The following is an 18,044-nucleotide window of genomic DNA, read 5'->3' as shown; positions in this document are numbered from 1 at the left end:
CGGCGCTCGGCCCCGCTCACCGCCCGCTCACGGGGGCCCGTCACGCCGCCACCCCGTGGTCGCGGCGCGGGTCGTAGTGGCGGCGGGCCGAGTGGCTGAGGCGGATCAGGAGCGCCAGGATCGCCCAGTTGGTGACCACCGACGAGCCGCCCTGCGCCAGGAACGGCATCGCCATCCCGGTCAGCGGGATCAGGCCGGTCACCCCGCCCGCGATCACGAACACCTGGAGGGCCACGATCGAGGCGAGGCCCACCGCGAGCAGCCGCCCGAAGGGGTCGCGCAGCGCGAGCCCGGCCCGGTAGCCGCGCTCCACCAGCAGCCCGTAGAGGAGGAAGACGGCGGACAGGCCCGCCCACCCCAGTTCCTCGCCCGCCGTCGCCAGGATGAAGTCGGACTTCACGGCGAAGCCGATGAGGACGGAGTGGCCGAGCCCGAGTCCGGTGCCGAGCAGCCCGCCCGCGGTGAAGGAGAACAGGGACTGGGCGAGCTGGCCGGGACCCTGGCCCGCCTCGATCGAGGCGAACGGGTGCAGCCAGTCCTGGATGCGCGCCGCGACGTGCGGCTCCAGACGGCCCACCGCCACCGCGCCGACCACCGCGAGCAGCAGCCCGACCGCGATCCAGCCGGTGCGGCCGGTGGCTACGTACAGGAGGACGACGAACAGGGCGAAGAACAGCAGCGAGGTGCCGAGGTCGCGTTCCAGGACCAGGACGCCGACGCTGACCAGCCAGATGGCGAGGACCGGGCCGAGCACCCGCCCGGTGGGGAGCTGGAGCCGCCAGATCCGGCGGCCGGTGTACGCCAGCGCGGTGCGGTTGGCGGCCAGGTACGCGGCGAAGAACACCGCGAGCAGCACCTTGGCGAACTCGCCGGGCTGGATGGAGAAACCGGCGACGCGGATCCAGATGCGGGCGCCGTTCACGGCGGGGAACAGGATCGGGAGCGTGAGCAGGACCAGCGCGGCGGCCACACAGACGTAGGCGTAGCGCTGCAGGACGCGGTGGTCGCGCAGGATCAGGACGACCCCGATGAACAGGGCCACGCCGAGGGTCGACCAGATGAGCTGCGCGGGCGCGGCACGGTCGCCCGGCGTCTCCAGGTCGAGGCGGTAGATCAGGACCAGGCCGAGGCCGTTGAGCAGGACGCCGATGGGCAGCAGCAGCGGGTCGGCGTAGGGGGCGCGCAGCCGGACCGCGCCGTGCGCGAGCAGCGCGAGCACGCCGAGCCCGGCGCCGTAACCGGCGGCGCCGGGCGGGACGGTGCCGTGGCGGGCCAGGCCGACCTCGCAGTAGCCGTACACCGACAGCAGTACGGCGACGACGATGAGGGCGAGTTCGACGCCACGGCGCCGGGGGAGACGTGCGGCGGGTGGGGCGGGCTCCGCCGCGATCAGGGTTCCCGCCTGGGACGCTCCGGCCTTGGTCATGTCCGGAACCTACCTAAATGCCACTCCTTGCGCCCCTTGTGTGTGCGCCGGACGCGTCAGCACCAGCGTGGCGCGGGACCGATGTTGTCGATGTAGCGGGCCGCGCCCCAGGCCCAGGTGCCGTCCGTGAGGAGGTACCAGAGGGGGTTGCCGCCCACGTTCTGGCCCGCCGTCTTGCAGTAGATCTTGACGATCTCGCCGCGGTGCGCGGTCCGGATGACCTGGCTGCCGCGGTTCGGGGCGCTGCGCAGCAGCAGGGTGCGGGCGGTGACGACGCCCTTGTAGAGGCCCTTGTGGTCGCCGTGGTGGTCCCCGGAGTGGTGGTGGCCAGCGGTGCCGTTGCCGCCGGTGCCGTCGCCCCCGAAGCCGTCACCGCCGCCCCAGTCTTCCCCGGCGACCGCGGGGGTGACGGCGGCGGCGGTGGCGAGGGCACCGGCGGCGGTGGCTATGGCGAGGCGGGTGAGCGCGGAACGCACGGACATGGGAGATACCTCCGTGAAGGGGGCGAAGCTGACTAATCGCCACAGTAGGAGGGGGGTGCGGGCGGCGCCCGTCACGATGGGCCATCGGAGCGCGGCCCGCCGACGGGCGGCTCGTGAGGGAGCGTCAGACGGGCCTCGGCCCCGCCGCCCGGGGGGTTGGTGAAGTCCAGGCGTGCGCCCAGCACCTCCGACTGGCCGAGGGCGATCGTCAGCCCCAGACCGTGCCCCTTGGCCCCGCCCTCGGTGCGGAAGCGCTGCGGGCCGTGGGCCACCAGGTACTCCGGATAGCCCGGACCGTGGTCCCGTACGGTGATGACCGCGCCGTTCACCGACAGCGTCACCGGCGGACGGCCGTGGCGATGGGCGTTGGCGACCAGGTTGCCCAGGACGCGCTCCAGGCGGCGCCGGTCGGTCTCCACCCGCGCGTCCCGCACGACCCTGACCTCCGTGCCACCGCCCGCCGCCCGCACCACCCGGCGGGCCAGCGCGCCCAGTTCCTCGCTGTCCACCTCGAGACGCTCCCGGCCGGTGTCCAGACGGGAGATCTCCAGCAGGTCCTCGGTGAGCGTGCGCAGTGCCGCCACCCGGTCCCGCACCAGCTCGGTCGGGCGGCCCGGCGGCAGCAGCTCCGCCGCCGCGTGCAGTCCGGTCAGCGGGGTGCGCAGCTCGTGCGCGACGTCCGCCGTGAACCGCTGCTCGCTCAGCAGCTTGCCCTGCAACGACGCCGCCATGGTGTCCAGCGCGGCGGCGACGGCGGCCACCTCGTCACGGCCACCGGTGGCACGGGCCCGCCGGTCGTCGACGCGGGCGTCCAGGTCGCCCGCGCTGATCCGCCGCGCGACCCGGGCCGTGGCGTGCAGCCGCCGGGTCACCCGGGTCACCGCGAACGCGCCCACCAGCAGCGTCGCCCCGATCGCGGGCACCGCGGACCACAGGATCGCCCGGTCCAGGCCGTCGATGGTGCGGGCCTGCTGGGAGTAGTCGAGGGCGACGGCGATCGCCCGGCCGTCGCCCGCGGGCCCCGCCGCCCACATCGTGGGCCGCCCGTGGTGGTCGGCGACCATCGTGCCGCGCTGCCCGCCCACCGCCAGCTCCCGCAGCGAGACCGGCAGCCCGTCCGGGTCGATCCCGGCGTCCGGCATCAGCGTGTCCCCGGCCTGGTACGCCCGTGCCGCGTCGGTCAGCCGGGACAGCGCCTGGTCGCGGGACTGGCCGACGGTCTGGTGGGTCACCGAGACATGGACCAGGGCGCCGAGCAGCGCGGCGAGGGCGCAGCACATCACGGTGATGAAGACGGCCGCCTTCATGGCCAGGGTGCCGGTCCAGCGGGGCAGCGCGACCCTCATCGAGGGCTCGCGGAGGGGGAGCGTCCGGGCCGCGGCGGATGCCCGCCGCCGTCCGCGCGCAGCATCTCGTCGTGCGTGAGCAGCATGGCGCCCTGGTCCTCGGCCCAGGTCCACTGGAGCCGGTACTCGTACCCGGCGACCTCCGAGGGCGCCCGGATGATCACCGACCGGTCGGCCAGCTCCACGCCGCTCACGGCGTCCTCGTAGGCCATGACCTGTGTCAGGCGGTGCCGGTCGACGGTGTAGACGCGGACGGCGGTCAGCTTCTCCGGCAGCAGCCGGAAGCCGAGCGTCAGCTCCGGGCGGCCGTCCCCGGTCAGATCCCGGTAGTACGGCCGCAGCACGGGGCACGTGCCGCCCTCACCGGCGTGCGCGCAGTCCTCGATCCGCCGCGCCGTCACCCGGTACGGCGCCCTGTCGCCCGCGTACTCCCTGGGGTGCGCGGCGATCTCCGCCCGCACCACCGCCACCGGGTCCGCCCGCCGGATGTCGTCCCCGGGCACGGGCACGCCCTTGACCACCTCCCGGTCGACCTCCCCGATGTCGAAGGCGGGACTCGACGCCGGGGTCAGGGCGGGCCACAGCTTGTCGGGGCTGATCGCGGTCGCGGTCCGCCCGGCCCCGACCAGGCCACCGGCGTCGCCGCAGCCGGTGGTGGCGGCCAGGAGGAGCAGACCGGCGAGGGTGAGGGCGCGACGGGCGGTACCGGGGAACGCGCGCGCACCCCCGGAGGCCACCGAGCGCCGCCGGGCCGCCAGACGCCCGCGGCGCCCCTCGCCCGCCGCCGCACCGGCCGGGGCGGCGACGGCGTCACGAGACGGCGCGGGGCGGGGGAACGGCACGGTGCTCCTGCGGGTGCGGTGATCACGGCTGGCCCCGTACACCCTATGCGGGCGCCCGCCGCGCGGCCTTCTCACCTGGGCTATTCGGCCAGCTCCTCCAGCAGCCGGGCCGTCGGCAGCCCGGCGCGCAGGTACTCCACGAACAGGTCGTTGTGCAGGGCCCACGGCGAGCGGCGGGCACGGATCAGCCGGACCGCCTCCTCGGCCGAGCGACCGCGCCGCATCAGGGCGTGGGCGACGACGAGCCCGGAGCGGTTGTAGCCGTGGAAGCAGCGCACGAGCACCCGGCGCCCCTGGTCCAGCGCCGTGCAGGCGGCCTCCGCGAGCCGGATCACCCCCGCCAGCTGGGTGCCGTCCAGCGGCCCGTCCGGGATCGGCCACACCTGGTGCTCGACACCGGGGTCCGGCCCGTGTCCGGGCAGCCGCAGCAGACTCTGCACCAGGTCGAAGTCGCCCTGCACGACCACGGACTCCAACCGGCCCGGCGCCCTCGCGAACTGGTGCCCACCCATCCACAAACCGGGCACGATCTCGTTCCACGGGCTGTCCGGAGCCGGAACCTCGCCTTCCTCACCGCGGGTACGCAACGGCGCCTCCCCAACAGCACCACCCAACTCCTCTCAAAGGTAGCCGGGTTCTTGCCCGCACAGCACCCCGCCTGTTCCCATGGTCGTGGGGTGATGGTGCATGAGCGGACTGCGCGTCATACCGACCTGGCGCCACGGCCGGGAACGGCTCTACGTCTGTCTCACCGACGGCCGGAACATCGCCTGGTACGACCCTGAGGCGTCCCGGGTGAACCTGCTCAGCGACGACCGCAGAGACGACGTACTCGAAGCCCTCGGACCCTTCCTCACCGGCCAGGTCACCGTCGGCCCGCCACCCGTGCCGACCCCCGCCGAACTGGCCCGGCTCTCCCTCCACCCCGACGACGACCTCGCCCCGAACCGCCCCGGCGAGGCCCTCCTGGTCGCCCTCGACCGGGACCCCGGCCCCACCCGCAGGCTCCGCGCCGACCCGCGGCGGCACGCGCTGGAGGCCGAGCAGACCGTGGGGGAGACGCTGGACCGGATGGACGCGGCGGGCTGGCACGCCCTGCACTCGGTCCCGCTGCCCGGCGGCGACCGCGTCCACCACCTGCTGCTCGGCCCCGGCGGGCTGTTCGCCGTGCACAGCCTGTACGCCCGCAAGCAGAAGGTGCGCATCGCCGACCCCATGGTGGTGCCGGGCCGCCGAGAGCCCCGGCCGCTGCTGCGCCGGGTGCGCGCCGACGCCGCCCGCGCCTCCTACGCCCTGACCGCCGAGGTGCACCCGGTCCTCGCCGTGGTCGGCCCGACCGCGCTGACCCTCACCCTGCCGCCCCGGGACGTCCGCGTCCTCACCGACGGCGACCTGCACGGACTGGCCCGGCTGGGCGGCGTACTGAAACCGGCGGACGTCGAGGCCCTGCACGCGACGGCCCGGGACCGGGGCACCTGGGTGTGACCCGGGCCGCCCCGCTCACCCCAGCGGGACGAAGTACTCGTCCATGGCGAGCCCGCCGATCTGCCTGCCCATCCGGTTGCCCACGATGTCGCTGGTGCGGAAGTGCACCCCGCCCAGCGTCCGGGCGTCGATCACGTCCCGGTTGAAGTCGGCGGCCCGGTGGTAGGTCCGGGTGGTGCCGGTGACCGCCGAGGAGATGCGCAGGTCCAGGTCGTCGCCGTCGGTGAACCGCTCCCGGAACCGGTCCAGCACCGTCACCGCCGCGCCGTCGACCGCGCAGTGCCCGCTGACGTAGTCCGGGTAGGCGGGGGTGCGCAGCAGCGGCTCCCAGGCCGGGTCGCCCTCGGTGGCGGGGTTGCCGTCGCCGTCGGCCAGCCGGATCGCGGTGATCGGGCGCCACTGGGCGTGGGTGAACTTGGCGTACCAGGCGGCGATCGTGGCGTCCGCGGTCGCGGTGTTCGCGGCGGCCAGCAGGCGGGCCGTCTCCACCAGGTCGAGGCCGTGCCGGGCGGCCCAGCCCCGGTAGGCGGCCTGGAACTGCTTGGGCAGCACATCGGCGAAGAACCGCGCGGTCTCGGTCTGCCGGGCGGTCCGCCGCGTGCTGTTCTTCGCGCCCAGCGCCCGCACCTCGGCGAGATCGGCGGCATACCGCCGGGAGGTGACCGCGGGCGGCGCCTCCGGCAGCATCCGCTGCGCCGAGTCCAGCAGCAGCGGCCGGGTGCGGGTCAGCCACGCCAGCGCGAACGGCGTGTGCGTGGGCGGGGTGGGCCGCCAGACGCCGGTCGCGGGCGGCCGGTCGTACGTCACCTGGGAGTCGCGGCCGTCGTCCGCGCGCAGCCCGATCAGGTGCCGCGCGGCCCGCTCGCCGAAGGCCACGCCCCGCTTCTCCGCCGTCCCGTCCGCGATCCCCGCCAGCGAGTCCCGGTAGGCGGTGTCGATCCGCTGCCGTGACGTCGGGAAGTAGGTCAGCAGCACCCGGTGGGCGGCGGCAGCGGCGGCGGCCTCCGGGGAGGCGTGGCGGGGGGCCCGTACCCGCCACTTGTAGGGCTTGTACCAGCCCTCGATGCCCACGACCGCGTTGTAGACGGCGGTGGAGACGAAGCCGTGCCAGACGAACTGCTCGGCCGAGTACAGCTTGGCGTCGTCGTTGAGCACGGCCTCGGTGGTCCGGTTCCAGTCGGTGATCACGTCCGTGCCGGTGGTCCGCTCCCCGGGCGCGGCGGCGGTGGGCGCGCAGGGCACGGCGGCCAGGGCGAGGCCGGTCAGTCCGACGACGAGGGTGCGGCGGAGGGGGCGGGAGGGCGGTCTGGTGTCCATGCGGGCGGCTCCTTGCCGACGAGCGTCTGGCCGGGCGCCGCCCTCCTCGCGGGCTCAGGGCAGCGGACCGGCGTGGTCCGGGTCGAGCAGTGGGGCCAGCAGGTCGCCGTAGTCCTGCGTCCGGGGCCCGAGGTCCGAGGCGGTGAACGCCAGTTGCCCGGGCGCCCCGCAGTTCTCGACCTCTTCCCAGGTCACCGGCGCCGACACCAGGGGTTGGGGGCGGGCGCGCAGGGTGTACGGGGTGGCGGTGGTCTTCCGCGCGGCGTTCTGGCTCCAGTCGACGAACACCTTTCCCGGCCGCAGGCTCCGCGTCATCCGGTGTACGACCAACCGGGGCATCGCCCGTTCCGCCGCGACGGCGAGTTCCTTGGCGTACTCCGTCACCTGCTCGGAGGGCGTCGGACGCACCGCCGCCAGCAGGTGCAGCCCCTTGGAGCCGGAGGTCTTCGGGTACGCCTCGATGCCGTCCGCCGCCAGCCGCTCCCGCAGCCACAGCGCGACCTCGCAGCACTCGACGACCGTCGCGGGCGAACCGGGGTCGAGGTCGAACACCAGCCGGTCGGCCACGCCGGGCGTGCCGATCGGCCACTGCGGGGTGTGGAACTCGGTCACCAGGTTGGCCGCCCACATCAGACTCGCCAGATCCTGCACCAGCACCATCCGCGCGGGCCCCTCCGTGCGGGGCACCTCGGCGGTGGTGACCCAGTCGGGCGTGCCCGGCGGCACGTTCTTGGCGAAGAAGACCTGGCCGTCCGGTCCGTCGGGATACCGCAGGAACGACACGGGCCGGTCGCGCAGATGGGGCAGCAGGACCTCGGCGGTGGTGGCGTAGTAGTGCAGCACCTCGGCCTTGGTGAAGCCGGTCGCCGGATAGATGACCTTCTCCAGATTGCTGAGCGCGATCCGCCGCCCCGCCACGTCGGTGATGGGAGCCATAGGATGAGAATTCCACATAAGCCACATAAAGGGCGCTCACCATCTGCGCGGATCAGCCGCGCGAACCCTCTGAAAGGGGTGCTGCTCGTGCGGTCCATCTGGAACGGCGCCATCTCGTTCGGCCTGGTCAGCATCCCGATCAAGCTGGTGAACGCCACGGAGAGCCACTCGATCTCGTTCCGCCAGATCCACACCGAGGACGGCGGCCGCATCCGCTACCGCAAGGTCTGCGAGCTGGAGGAGCGCGAGGTCACCCAGTCGGAGATCGGCAAGGGCTACGAGGACGCGGACGGCACGATCATCCCGATCACGGACGAGGACCTCGCCCAGCTGCCGCTGCCGACCGCGAAGACGATCGAGATCGTCGCCTTCGTCCCGGCCGACCGGATCGACCCGCTCCAGATGGACGCCGCGTACTACCTCGCCGCGAGCGGCGCGCCCGCCGCCAAGCCGTACACCCTGCTGCGTGAGGCCCTCAAGCGCAGCAACCGCGTCGCCATCGCCAAGTTCGCGCTGCGCGGCCGGGAGCGCCTGGGCATGCTGCGGGTGGTCGGCGACGCCATCGCCATGCACGGACTGCTCTGGCCCGACGAGGTGCGCGCCCCGGAGGGCGTCGCCCCGGACACCGGCGTCACGGTCCGCGACCAGGAACTCGACCTCGCGGACGCCCTGATGGACACCCTCGGCGAGGTCGACCTCGACGAACTGCACGACGAGTACCGCGAGGCCGTCGAGGAGGTCGTCGCCGCGAAGGTGGCCGGGGAGGCCCCGCCCGAGGCGCCCGAGCCCGCGCGGGGCGGCAAGGTGCTGGACCTGATGGCGGCACTGGAGAGCAGCGTGCGGGCGGCGCAGGCGTCGCGGGGGGAGTCCGCCGAGGTCAGACGGCTGCCGGAGCGCGGCCAGGCCACGCCCAAGGAGGCCGGGGGGAAGAAGTCGACGGCCAGGACGGCCGCGAAGAAGACGGCGGCGCCGAAGAAGTCCACGGCGGCCGGGAAGACCACCGCGAAGAAGACGGGCTCGACGGCGGCCAAGTCGGGGCAGTCCCAGAAGAAGACGGCCGAGAAGAAGGCCCCTGCCAAGAAGACCCCCGCCGCGAAGACCCCCGCCGCGAAGACCCCCGCCGCGAAGACCCCCGCCGCGAAGGCCCCCGCCAAGAAGACCGGGTCCCCCCGCAAGCGGTCCGCCTGACCGCCCGGCCCAGAGGTTCTCCCAACGCTCACTTCCCGTTGGCCGTCGCGGCGGGCCCGCGCTCCTAGGGTGACTGGCGCCGCCCCCCGGTTAGCCAGTCCGTCGTAGTGAGAGGACCTCCATGACTGACATGCCCGCCGGAAGACCGACGACCGGTGCCGGTTTCGAGCGGCGCACCCTGCTGCGCGGTGCCGCGATCGCCGCGGCGGCCTCCGTCCCCTTCCAGGCCCTCGCGGCACGGACGGCGGCGGCCGAGCCCGTGAAGCTCGACTTCGACCCCGGCTACGGCCCGCTGATGCCGGTCAGGGACCAGGCGACCGGCCTGGAACTGCTCCAGTTGCCCCGCGGCTTCGAGTACCTCTCGTACGGCTGGACGGGCGACCTCATGGACGACGGCGTGCGCACCCCCGACGCGCACGACGGCATGGCCGCCTTCCGGTACGGCGACAAGGTGCACCTCGTCCGCAACCACGAGCGCGGCGCGGCCCCCGCGTTCACCGCCCCCGCCTACGACCCCGCCGCGGGCGGCGGTACCACCACCCTGGTCTTCGACCCGGACGCCGGGCAGTGGCTGGAGTCGTACGGCAGCCTGGGCGGCACCCTGCGCAACTGCGCGGGCGGGCCCACCCCGTGGCGGACCTGGCTGAGCTGCGAGGAGACCTTCAGCAGCACCTCCACCGGGATGCGGCACGGCTATGTCTTCGAGGTCGCCTCGGAGGGCAAGGGCAACCCGGAGCCGTACCGGGCGATGGGCCGCTTCAACCACGAGGCCATCGCCGTCGACCCGGCGACCGGCTTCGTCTACGAGACCGAGGACCGCGGCGACGCCTGCCTGTACCGCTTCGTCCCCGCCGTCCCCGGCGACCTCGCCAAGGGCGGCAGGCTGGAGGCGCTGCGCGTCGGCGACGCCACGTACGACACCCGGCGCGACGGCGAGACGGCGTACGGCACGGTCTCCTGGGTGCCGGTGGACGACGTCGACCCGGCGCAGGACACGGTGCGGCTGCAGGCGCAGGCCAACGGGGCGGCCGTGTTCAGCCGCCTGGAGGGCGCCTGGTACGGCAACGACCGGATCTACGTCATCACCACCGACGGCGGCCCGGCCCGCCAGGGCCAGGTCTTCGAACTCGACCCGGCCACCGACGAGTTCCGGGTGCTGTTCGCCTCGCCCGGCGCCGACGTCCTCAACGCGCCGGACAACATGTGCGTCAGCCCGCGCGGCGGCCTGGTGCTGTGCGAGGACGGTTCGGGCACCGAGTACGTCCACGGCCTGACCACCCAGGGCGACATCTTCCGCTTCGCCGCGAACACCGTCGACCTGCGCGGCGGCACGGCGGGCAAGAGCGTCGCCGCGGCCGACTACCGGGGCTCGGAGTGGGCCGGTTCGGTCTTCGAGCCGAAGAACGGCAACTGGCTGTTCGTCAACGTCCAGAGCCCCGGCATCACGTTCGCGATCACCGGCCCCTGGCAGCGCGGCGCGCTCTGACCCCGGCCCGCAGGGGCACCTCAGTCGCGGGTGGCGGGACCGGGCGCGTAGTCGCTGATGACGTACAGCGCCTCGTCGTCGATGGCGTCCCGGTCCCAGTCCAGCGTGATCCGCGCGGGGTGCCCCTTCGCCGCGTACGCCACCTCGGCCTCGTCGGCACCCTCCCGCCGCGCCTGCTCCACCTCCGCCAGCAGGCGGCCGATGGTCGGCACGTGGTGGGGCGTCTGACCGACCACCCGCCGCCCGCTGTCGTCGAGCCCTTCCGCCTCGGCCACCTCCCCGCCGCGCACGCTGATCCGGAACGTCCCGATGAGCGGCCGTTCGCCCGTGCTGGAGGTCAGGGTGTAGCGGTACGACGCGGGCTCGGCCCAGGTCGTCGTACCGCCCACCTCCCGGTCACCGTCCCCGCCGCAGGCGAGCAGCGCCGTGGCCAGCAGGACGGAGACGATGGCGGTGCGTACGGAGTTCATGGTGCTCATGGCCGTGTTCATGACCGTGCTCATGGCCGTGCTCATGACCGTGTTCATGACGGGGTCCCCTTCGCTCCCTGCTATGACGTCGACGGCCCCAGGAACGTTCGGGCTTTCTCTTCTGCTTGCCACATACCCCAGGGGGGTATATGTTCTCCCGTGACGCGAGGCCCGCACGGGCGCGCGGCACGGCACTGGGACAACCGGTACGACAGGGGAGAACGGTCATGGACCACACAGCTCACGACCACGGCGCACACGCGACGCACGTCCACGGGGCGACGGGAGCGTCCTGGGGCACGGCGGTCAAGGCCACGCTGCACTGCCTCACCGGCTGCGCCATCGGCGAGATCCTCGGCATGGTGATCGGCACGGCCCTGATGTGGGGGAACGCACAGACGATGGTGCTGGCGATCACCCTGGCGTTCCTCTTCGGCTACTCCTTCACCCTCTTCGCGGTCCTGCGGGCCGGTCTCGACCTCAAGTCCGCGATCAAGGTGGCGCTGGCCGCCGACACCGTCTCCATCGCCGTGATGGAGCTGGTCGACAACACGATCATCGCCCTCACACCCGGCGCGATGGACGCCCACCTGTCCGAGGGACTCTTCTGGTACGCCCTGCTCGGCGGCTTCGTGGTCGCCTTCGCGCTCACCACCCCGGTCAACAAGTGGATGATCGGGCGCGGCAAGGGGCACGCCGTCGTGCACGCCTTCCACTGAGCGCGGCGGCCGACTCTTGTGACAGTCCTGGCACAGCCGGTCCGTGCCATGAGGCATCCTCGTAGGGACAGTTCGGCCGGGCCATAAGGTATCGGCATGGTTGTATCCACTCCGACTCACGCCCGTTCAGGTGGTGACGCGTGAACAAGCCGCTGCGGCGCATAGCCATCTTCTGCGGTCTGCTGATCCTTGCGCTGCTGGTCCGGGCCAACTGGCTCCAGTACGTGGAGGCCGACGACCTCGCGACAGACGACCGCAACCGGCGGGTACTGATCAACCAGTACTCGGCACCCCGCGGTGACATCATCGTCGCCGGCAAGCCCATCACGGGCTCGGTGAAGGCGAAGGGCTCCGACCTCGAGTACAAGCGCACCTACGAGGACGGCCCGATGTACGCCCCGGTGACCGGCTACGCCTCGCAGGCCGTCGGGATGACCCTGCTGGAGAGCACCTACGACAGCGTGCTCAGCGGACAGGACGACCGGCTCGCCTTCGAACGGGTCACGGACGTCGTCACCGGCAAGGAACGGCGTGGCGGTGACGTCATCACCACGATCGACCCCAGCGCCCAGAAGGCCGGGTACAAGGGGCTCACCGACCTCAAGGCCCGGGGCTCGGTGGTCGCCCTCGACCCGCGCACCGGCAAGGTCCTCGCCCTGGTCTCCACCCCGTCGGCCGACCCGGCGGACTTCGCGGGCAACTCCCTCAAGGAAGGCGAGCTGTTCCAGAAGCTCAACGACGACAAGAGCAAGCCGCTCGCCAACCGCGCGATGCGCGAGACCTTCCCGCCCGGCTCCACCTTCAAGATCCTCACCGCCGCGGCGGCCCTGGAGCACGGTGTGGTGACGGACGTCGACGCCCGCACGGACGCCCAGTCGCCGTACCAGCTGCCGCAGTCGACCAACAAGATCGGCAGCCAGGCCGGGGACGGGGTGTGCAACAAGGCCTCGATGAAGACCGCCATGCAGTACTCCTGCAACAACGTCTTCCTCGACGCCGCCCTGAAGGTCGGCCAGGACAAGATGCGCGAGACGGCCGAGAAGTTCGGCTTCAACGAGGACGTCTACTCCGACGACTTCGGCGACCTGCGCGCCGTCAAGAGCCTGTACCCCGAGAACCTCGACAAGCCCGGCACCGCGCTGACCGGTATGGGCCAGGGCAGCCTCACCAGCACCCCGATGCAGATGGCCATGATCACCGCGGCCATGGTCAACGACGGCAAGGTCATGCAGCCGTACGTCGTCGACGAGGTGCGCTCACCCAACTCCGACCCCCTGGAGAAGAACGAGCCGAAGGAGATGAGCCAGGCGGTCTCCTCCGAGACGGCCGCCAAGGTCCGGGAGATGATGGAGCACACCGCCCGCGAGGGCAGCGCCCAGCGCGCCCTCATCGACGGCGTCACCGTGGGCGGCAAGACCGGCACGGCCCAGCGCGGCGTGAACGTCCAGGACGAGGTCCCCTACGGCTGGTTCGTCTCCTACGGCATGAAGGACGACGGCCAGGCGGTCGCCGTCGCCGTCTTCATCGACCCGACGGACATGGACATCTCCCGCGAGGACATCTCCGGCGGCAGCCTGGCGGGCCCCATCGCGCGCAGCGTGATGCAGGCGGTGCTCCAGGACTGACCCGACTCGCGCCCCTACGGCCCTCGCCTCCCGCCGGGCGGGGGCCGTACGTCGTGCGCGGCGATCCCGTGGGAACCGGGCGAACCGGACGGCACCGGACAGCCGTACGACGTCCTGTCAGCCGCCCGAACGGGCGTCCTCCCGCAACCGGTCGCGCAGCGTCCCGGCGAACTCCTCGGCCATGGCCAGCCGCGCCCGCAGCGTCTCGCAGCGCGCGTCGGCCATCTCCCGATAGGAGTCCAGCCGCTCCCGCAGCCGCGCGCGTTCCCCGGCCGCCGTGGCGTCGGCGAGCCGGTCGGTGATGTCGAGGAGGTCCCGCATCTCCTCCAGGGAGAAGTCCAGGGGCTTCATGCGGCGGATCACCATCAGCCGGTCGACGTCGGACTCCGTGTAGAGCCGGAAGCCCCCCTTGCTGCGGGCGGAGGGAACGACCAGACCGACTTCCTCGTAGTGACGGATGGTGCGCAGCGACAGACCGGTCCGTTCGGCCACCTCACCGATCCGCATCTGCCGGTCGCTCATCGCCGCGCTGTCTCCTTCGGACCACGATTCCCACTCTCCCCTTACGTAAGGGTAGAGTCTGCGTCTGTGGGGGTTGACGCTTCCGCGAGCCCCCGGGCAATGATGCCCGACGGCAACCGCAGGGTTCGCCGCCCTTGTCCGGTACACGCCCCCGTCGGGGCGCCGGACGTCCCTCTCCCCGTCATCAGCACCAGCGCGCGCATGCGCCCAGCCCTGGACGCATGCGCCGGACACAGAAACGGTCGCATGTCCACACCGCTGTCCGCAGCCCCCGGCCCGGGCCTGTCCCGGCCCGACTGGCTCGCCTCCCCGAGGGTCCTCCGTACCGAGGTACTGGCGGGCCTGGTCGTCGCCCTGGCGCTGATCCCCGAGGCGATCTCCTTCTCGATCATCGCGGGCGTCGACCCCGCCGTGGGCCTGTTCACGTCGTTCACCATGGCCGTCGTCATCTCGGTCGTGGGCGGCCGGAAGGCGATGATCTCGGCGGCGACCGGCGCGGTGGCCCTGGTCATCGCCCCGCTCAACCGCGAACACGGCCTCGGCTACCTGGTCGCCGCCGTCATCCTCGCGGGCGTCTTCCAGGTGATCCTCGGCGCGCTGGGCGTGGCCCGGCTCATGCGGTTCGTGCCGCGCTCGGTGATGGTCGGCTTCGTCAACGCGCTGGCGATCCTGATCTTCATGGCCCAGGTGCCGGAGCTGCGGGACGTCCCGTGGGCGGTGTATCCGCTGGTCGTGGGCGGCCTGGCGCTGATGGTGTTGTTCCCGAGGGTCACCAGGGTGGTCCCGGCCCCGCTGGTCTCGATCACCGTCCTCACGGTCATCACGATCGCCGCGGGGATCGCCGTACCGACGGTGGGCGACAAGGGCGAACTGCCGTCGTCCCTGCCGGTCCCGGGCCTGCCGGACGTGCCGTTCACCATGGAGACCCTCACCACCATCGCGCCGTACGCGCTCGCGATGGCGCTGGTGGGCCTCATGGAGTCGCTGATGACGGCCAAGCTGGTCGACGACATCACCGACACGCGCTCGGGCAAGACACGGGAGTCGATCGGCCAGGGCGTGGCCAACATCGTCACCGGCTTCTTCGGCGGCATGGGCGGCTGCGCCATGATCGGCCAGACCATGATCAACGTACGGGTCTCCGGTGCCCGCACCCGCCTGTCCACCTTCCTCGCCGGGGCCTTCCTGATGGTGCTGTGCGTCGTCTTCGGCCCGGTGGTGTCCGACATCCCGATGGCGGCGCTGGTGGCCGTGATGGTGATGGTGTCGGTGGCCACGTTCGACTGGCACTCCGTCGCCCCGAAGACGCTCAGGCGGATGCCGCCGGGGGAGACCCTGGTCATGGCGTCGACGGTGATCGTCGTGGTCGCCACCCACAACCTGGCCATCGGCGTCGTCGTCGGCTCCGTCACCGCGATGGTCATCTTCGCCAAGCGCGTCGCCCACCTGGCCAACGTCTCGGGCGTGGTCGACCCGGACGGCCGACAGGTCGTCTACTCCGTCACCGGCGAACTCTTCTTCGCCTCCTCCAACGACCTCGTCCACCAGTTCCACTACAAGGACGACCCCGACGACGTGGTCATCGACCTCTCCGCCACCCACATCTGGGACGCCTCCTCGGTCGCCGCCCTGGACGCCATCGAGACCAAGTACGCCCAACTCGGCAAGAAGGTCACGATCACCGGCCTCAACAAGCCGAGCGCGGACATGCACGAACGCCTGGCGGGGCGACTGACGCCGCACTGACCGGTGCTCGGTGGGCACCGACACCGGGATTGTCAGTGCCCCCTGCCATGATCCGGCCATGGTGAACGACGAGGACAGCCGCCCGCGCTGCACGCCCGCGCTACCGGCGACAGCGGCCCTGACGGGCGACGGCCCTCCGGACGCGGCCCTGGCCCGTTCTGCCCACGAGGTGGGCCCGATCGTGGCGGACGAGACGGCGACGATCGCCGCTCTCCCCCCACACGAACAGGCCCAACTCGCCTCCATCGACCGGCAGGACAGATTCTCCGCACCGCAAGCGGACGCATGGCGGCGATCGGCGGAGAACCCGGCCTACGCCGCGTTCGCCCGCCGAGCCCTGGAGGCCGCGGCCGACCGCACGGACGCGATCCAGACGGGCAGGATCCCGTACCACCCGGACAAGGCGTTCACGGACCGCGAGGTGATCACACTGGGCAAGGCCCTACGGGTCGCCCTGATACGGGACGAGCCCTGGCTGCCGACCCTGTTCGACCGACTCCTCCCGGGCGTGTCCCTGGCCCCCACCCCGAAGGCAAGGACCCTCCCCTCCCAGGCCCTGCTCTACGAAGTCGTCCGCGCGGCACAGGACTTCCCCACCCCCGAACTGGCGACGGCGCTGCGCACCGCACGCCGCACCGTCCGCCACGCCGGAGTCCCCAGACAACTCGACAAGTCCCTGAAGAAGATCGACGCGGCACTCGCCGAACGCACCGAGGTCGCCCTACGACTCCCCAGGCTGGACTTCGACGACGAGGGCGTCCTGCGCCGCACGGCTGGCGACTACGAGGCGGTGGTGAGAGTCACCGACACGGCCACCCTCACCTGGGAGAAGGCGGGCCGCCCACTCAGCGGCACCCCCGCCCCGGTCCGCCGCGACCACCCGACCCTGCTGAAGGAACTGCGCGAGGTGGTCAAGCGGGTGAACGCCCAGCTGGCGACTCTCCTCCGCGCTCTGGAGGGCGGCTTCACGACGGACGCGGCCCACCCCTACACCTGGTGGCACACGGAACTGGCGAGCCACCCGCTGGCCCGAACCCTGATCCGCCGCCTCATCTGGGAGGTGGAGACGACCCCGGGCAAGTGGCACGCGACACTCCCGGAGACGGAGGGCACCCTCCCGTCGCCACCGTCCGACGCGTCGGTACGCCTCTGGCACCCCCTGCGCTCCACCCCACAGGAGGTACGTGGGTGGCGGAACCTCCTGACGGAACAACACATCCGCCAGCCCTTCAAACAGGCGTTCCGGGAGATCTACGTCCTCACCCCGGCCGAGGAGCAGACCGCCGTCTACTCCCACCGCTTCGCCGCGCACCTGGTCCACTACCGCCGGATGTTCGCCCTGTTCCGCGCCCGCGGCTGGCGAAGCAGCCTGCTCGGCCCCTGGGACTGCGGCGACGGCGACGAGGCCGTCCGCACCTTCGCGGCGGGCCAGTGGCGGGCCCGCTTCTTCCACACCTGGGCCGACTGGTCGGGCGACGACGAACTGGCCTCCACCGACCACGTCCGCTTCGACCGCAGACACGCGGGCACCTGGCAGGAGGCACCCCTACGTGACGTCCCCGAGCTGGTCTTCAGCGAGGCGATGCGCGACGTGGACCTCTTCGTGGGCGTGACCTCGATCGCCGCCGACCCTGACTGGACGGACGCAGGCCCGGAACGCACCTACTGGGAACGAACGGGATTCGCCGACCTGACGGCCAGCGCGGAGATCCGCAGAGAGGCCCTGTCGCGCATCATCCCGCGCCTGAAGATAGCGAACAGATGCCGCTTGGAGGACCGCTTCCTCCTCGTGCAGGGCGACCTGCGCACGTACAGAATCCACTTGGGCTCGGCGAACATCCTGATGACCCCGAACGACGACTACCTCTGCATAGTCCCGGCAAGGAATCAGAAACCCCCGACGGGAGGAGGCACCGGCCCCTTCCTCCCCTTCGAGGACGACAGACTGTCCCTGATCCTGAGCAAGGCGTTCCTGCTGGCGGCGGACACAAAGATCACCGACGAATCAATCCTCAGGCAGATCAAACGAGGAATCTGATGCCCACCGTGACGTTCCGCGACGAAACAGCAACAGGCAAGCCCCTCACGGAGTGGCAGGTCCCGGACCTCCCCACCCGCATGTCGGCGAGAGACCTCCTGAGACTCCGAGTCCGCGAGGAGGTGGCCCGCCACAACGCCCACCCCACCACCCACCTCAACGGCTTGGTCCGCCCCGAAGAAGCCGAGACGGCCCCGAACGGCTGCCACCTCCCCACCCCCGAAGCCGCCGAACGAGCCTTCCTCTCCAACGGCTTCTTCATCCTGGCGGGAGACCACCAGATCGAGGACTTGGACGAGATGGTGGACCTGACGAAAGACCCAACCCTGATCTTCATAAAGCTGGTGGCACTGGCAGGCGGCTGAAGGCACGGCAGTCACGTCAGTCACGACAGTCACGACAGGCACTGCAGTCAC

General features: G+C 72.0%; 17 protein-coding genes. 8 read left to right on the top strand and 9 right to left on the bottom strand.

Translation table 11 applies throughout. The features are described from left to right. Positions 1-40: 40 nt before the first annotated feature. From ACFVQG_RS19180 to ACFVQG_RS19160, 5 genes are all read right to left on the bottom strand, one after another. The gene (locus ACFVQG_RS19180; protein ID WP_383384175.1) at positions 41-1,426 is read right to left on the bottom strand and encodes an FtsW/RodA/SpoVE family cell cycle protein; all 1,386 of its coding nucleotides are present in this window, start codon (positions 1,424-1,426) and stop codon (positions 41-43) included. A 56-nt stretch (positions 1,427-1,482) separates the two neighbouring features. Next, positions 1,483-1,908, bottom strand: coding sequence for an SH3 domain-containing protein (locus tag ACFVQG_RS19175; RefSeq protein WP_383384172.1), 426 nt, complete (start codon positions 1,906-1,908; stop codon positions 1,483-1,485). A 71-nt stretch (positions 1,909-1,979) separates the two neighbouring features. Beyond that, complete coding sequence (locus ACFVQG_RS19170; RefSeq protein ID WP_383384169.1) at positions 1,980-3,254, bottom strand: ATP-binding protein; 1,275 nt, start codon at positions 3,252-3,254, stop codon at positions 1,980-1,982. Next, positions 3,251-3,991, bottom strand: coding sequence for a hypothetical protein (locus ACFVQG_RS19165; RefSeq protein ID WP_383385536.1), 741 nt, complete (start codon positions 3,989-3,991; stop codon positions 3,251-3,253). Before ACFVQG_RS19165 ends, ACFVQG_RS19170 begins: the two co-directional genes overlap by 4 nt. A 185-nt stretch (positions 3,992-4,176) precedes the next feature. Next, positions 4,177-4,683, bottom strand: coding sequence for a dual specificity protein phosphatase family protein (locus ACFVQG_RS19160; RefSeq protein ID WP_383384165.1), 507 nt, complete (start codon positions 4,681-4,683; stop codon positions 4,177-4,179). Positions 4,684-4,783: 100 nt separating this feature from the next. On the opposite strand from ACFVQG_RS19160, the gene ACFVQG_RS19155 reads away from it, so the two are divergent. Further along, positions 4,784-5,581 (top strand): nuclease-related domain-containing protein, encoded by a 798-nt coding sequence (locus ACFVQG_RS19155; RefSeq protein WP_383384162.1) that lies wholly within the window; start codon positions 4,784-4,786, stop codon positions 5,579-5,581. Between the two features lie 15 nt (positions 5,582-5,596). Here the strand turns inward: ACFVQG_RS19155 and ACFVQG_RS19150 are convergent, their stop codons facing one another. Together ACFVQG_RS19150 and ligD are read right to left on the bottom strand one after the other, a co-directional pair. Continuing rightward, positions 5,597-6,898, bottom strand: a complete 1,302-nt coding sequence (locus ACFVQG_RS19150; RefSeq protein ID WP_383384159.1) for a vanadium-dependent haloperoxidase — start codon at positions 6,896-6,898, stop codon at positions 5,597-5,599. A gap of 54 nt (positions 6,899-6,952) precedes the next feature. Continuing rightward, on the bottom strand, positions 6,953-7,834 hold the full coding sequence (ligD, locus tag ACFVQG_RS19145; protein ID WP_383384156.1) for a non-homologous end-joining DNA ligase: 882 nt from the start codon (positions 7,832-7,834) through the stop codon (positions 6,953-6,955). A 78-nt stretch (positions 7,835-7,912) separates the two neighbouring features. Here ligD and ACFVQG_RS19140 point away from each other — a divergent pair, with 78 nt between their 5' ends. Both ACFVQG_RS19140 and ACFVQG_RS19135 read left to right on the top strand, forming a co-directional pair. Then, positions 7,913-9,022: a Ku protein gene (locus tag ACFVQG_RS19140; protein ID WP_383384153.1), complete on the top strand. Its 1,110-nt coding sequence runs from the start codon at positions 7,913-7,915 to the stop codon at positions 9,020-9,022. 121 nt (positions 9,023-9,143) lie between these two features. Further along, positions 9,144-10,508 (top strand): alkaline phosphatase PhoX, encoded by a 1,365-nt coding sequence (locus ACFVQG_RS19135; RefSeq protein WP_383384150.1) that lies wholly within the window; start codon positions 9,144-9,146, stop codon positions 10,506-10,508. 20 nt (positions 10,509-10,528) lie between these two features. On the opposite strand, the gene ACFVQG_RS19130 is transcribed toward ACFVQG_RS19135, so the two are convergent. Continuing rightward, positions 10,529-11,035, bottom strand: coding sequence for a DUF6174 domain-containing protein (locus ACFVQG_RS19130; RefSeq protein WP_383384148.1), 507 nt, complete (start codon positions 11,033-11,035; stop codon positions 10,529-10,531). A gap of 170 nt (positions 11,036-11,205) precedes the next feature. Here ACFVQG_RS19130 and ACFVQG_RS19125 point away from each other — a divergent pair, with 170 nt between their 5' ends. Together ACFVQG_RS19125 and ACFVQG_RS19120 are read left to right on the top strand one after the other, a co-directional pair. After that, the gene (locus ACFVQG_RS19125) at positions 11,206-11,697 is read left to right on the top strand and encodes a DUF4396 domain-containing protein (RefSeq protein WP_383384145.1); all 492 of its coding nucleotides are present in this window, start codon (positions 11,206-11,208) and stop codon (positions 11,695-11,697) included. A 140-nt stretch (positions 11,698-11,837) separates the two neighbouring features. Continuing rightward, entirely contained in the window at positions 11,838-13,322 is a 1,485-nt protein-coding gene (locus ACFVQG_RS19120; RefSeq protein WP_383384142.1) for a peptidoglycan D,D-transpeptidase FtsI family protein, read from the top strand. 117 nt (positions 13,323-13,439) lie between these two features. Here ACFVQG_RS19120 and ACFVQG_RS19115 read toward each other — a convergent pair whose 3' ends face one another. Next, positions 13,440-13,844 (bottom strand): MerR family transcriptional regulator, encoded by a 405-nt coding sequence (locus ACFVQG_RS19115; RefSeq protein ID WP_383384139.1) that lies wholly within the window; start codon positions 13,842-13,844, stop codon positions 13,440-13,442. Positions 13,845-14,090: 246 nt separating this feature from the next. Between ACFVQG_RS19115 and ACFVQG_RS19110 the strand changes: the two genes are divergently transcribed. From ACFVQG_RS19110 to ACFVQG_RS19100, 3 genes are read left to right on the top strand one after another with little or no spacing between them, the layout of a single operon-like run. Then, positions 14,091-15,590, top strand: a complete 1,500-nt coding sequence (locus tag ACFVQG_RS19110) for a SulP family inorganic anion transporter (protein WP_383384136.1) — start codon at positions 14,091-14,093, stop codon at positions 15,588-15,590. Positions 15,591-15,648: 58 nt separating this feature from the next. Then, positions 15,649-17,628 carry a DUF4132 domain-containing protein gene (locus ACFVQG_RS19105; protein ID WP_383384133.1) on the top strand — a complete coding sequence of 660 codons (1,980 nt, stop codon included), beginning with the start codon at positions 15,649-15,651 and terminating at the stop codon, positions 17,626-17,628. Beyond that, positions 17,628-17,993, top strand: a complete 366-nt coding sequence (locus ACFVQG_RS19100) for a hypothetical protein (RefSeq protein WP_383384130.1) — start codon at positions 17,628-17,630, stop codon at positions 17,991-17,993. The genes ACFVQG_RS19105 and ACFVQG_RS19100 overlap by 1 nt, the downstream gene beginning before the upstream one ends. The last annotated feature ends 51 nt before the right edge of the window (positions 17,994-18,044 follow it).

Source organism: Streptomyces sp. NPDC057877 (assembly GCF_042796855.1).
Classification (GTDB): domain Bacteria; phylum Actinomycetota; class Actinomycetes; order Streptomycetales; family Streptomycetaceae; genus Streptomyces.
Note: the sequence above shows the minus strand (reverse complement) of the source record. Positions and strands in the feature narration are given on the sequence as shown.

Excerpts from the sequence above, each read along its gene's own strand:
- ACFVQG_RS19180 (WP_383384175.1), bottom strand. The coding sequence starts at position 1,426 with ATGACCAAGGCCGGAGCGTCCCAGGCGGGAACCCTGATCGCGGCGGAG.
- ACFVQG_RS19175 (WP_383384172.1), bottom strand. The coding sequence starts at position 1,908 with ATGTCCGTGCGTTCCGCGCTCACCCGCCTCGCCATAGCCACCGCCGCC.
- ACFVQG_RS19170 (WP_383384169.1), bottom strand. The coding sequence starts at position 3,254 with ATGAGGGTCGCGCTGCCCCGCTGGACCGGCACCCTGGCCATGAAGGCG.
- ACFVQG_RS19155 (WP_383384162.1), top strand. The coding sequence starts at position 4,784 with ATGAGCGGACTGCGCGTCATACCGACCTGGCGCCACGGCCGGGAACGG.
- ACFVQG_RS19150 (WP_383384159.1), bottom strand. The coding sequence starts at position 6,898 with ATGGACACCAGACCGCCCTCCCGCCCCCTCCGCCGCACCCTCGTCGTC.
- ligD (WP_383384156.1), bottom strand. The coding sequence starts at position 7,834 with ATGGCTCCCATCACCGACGTGGCGGGGCGGCGGATCGCGCTCAGCAAT.
- ACFVQG_RS19135 (WP_383384150.1), top strand. The coding sequence starts at position 9,144 with ATGACTGACATGCCCGCCGGAAGACCGACGACCGGTGCCGGTTTCGAG.
- ACFVQG_RS19130 (WP_383384148.1), bottom strand. The coding sequence starts at position 11,035 with ATGAACACGGTCATGAGCACGGCCATGAGCACGGTCATGAACACGGCC.
- ACFVQG_RS19125 (WP_383384145.1), top strand. The coding sequence starts at position 11,206 with ATGGACCACACAGCTCACGACCACGGCGCACACGCGACGCACGTCCAC.
- ACFVQG_RS19115 (WP_383384139.1), bottom strand. The coding sequence starts at position 13,844 with ATGAGCGACCGGCAGATGCGGATCGGTGAGGTGGCCGAACGGACCGGT.
- ACFVQG_RS19110 (WP_383384136.1), top strand. The coding sequence starts at position 14,091 with ATGTCCACACCGCTGTCCGCAGCCCCCGGCCCGGGCCTGTCCCGGCCC.
- ACFVQG_RS19105 (WP_383384133.1), top strand. The coding sequence starts at position 15,649 with ATGGTGAACGACGAGGACAGCCGCCCGCGCTGCACGCCCGCGCTACCG.
- ACFVQG_RS19100 (WP_383384130.1), top strand. The coding sequence starts at position 17,628 with ATGCCCACCGTGACGTTCCGCGACGAAACAGCAACAGGCAAGCCCCTC.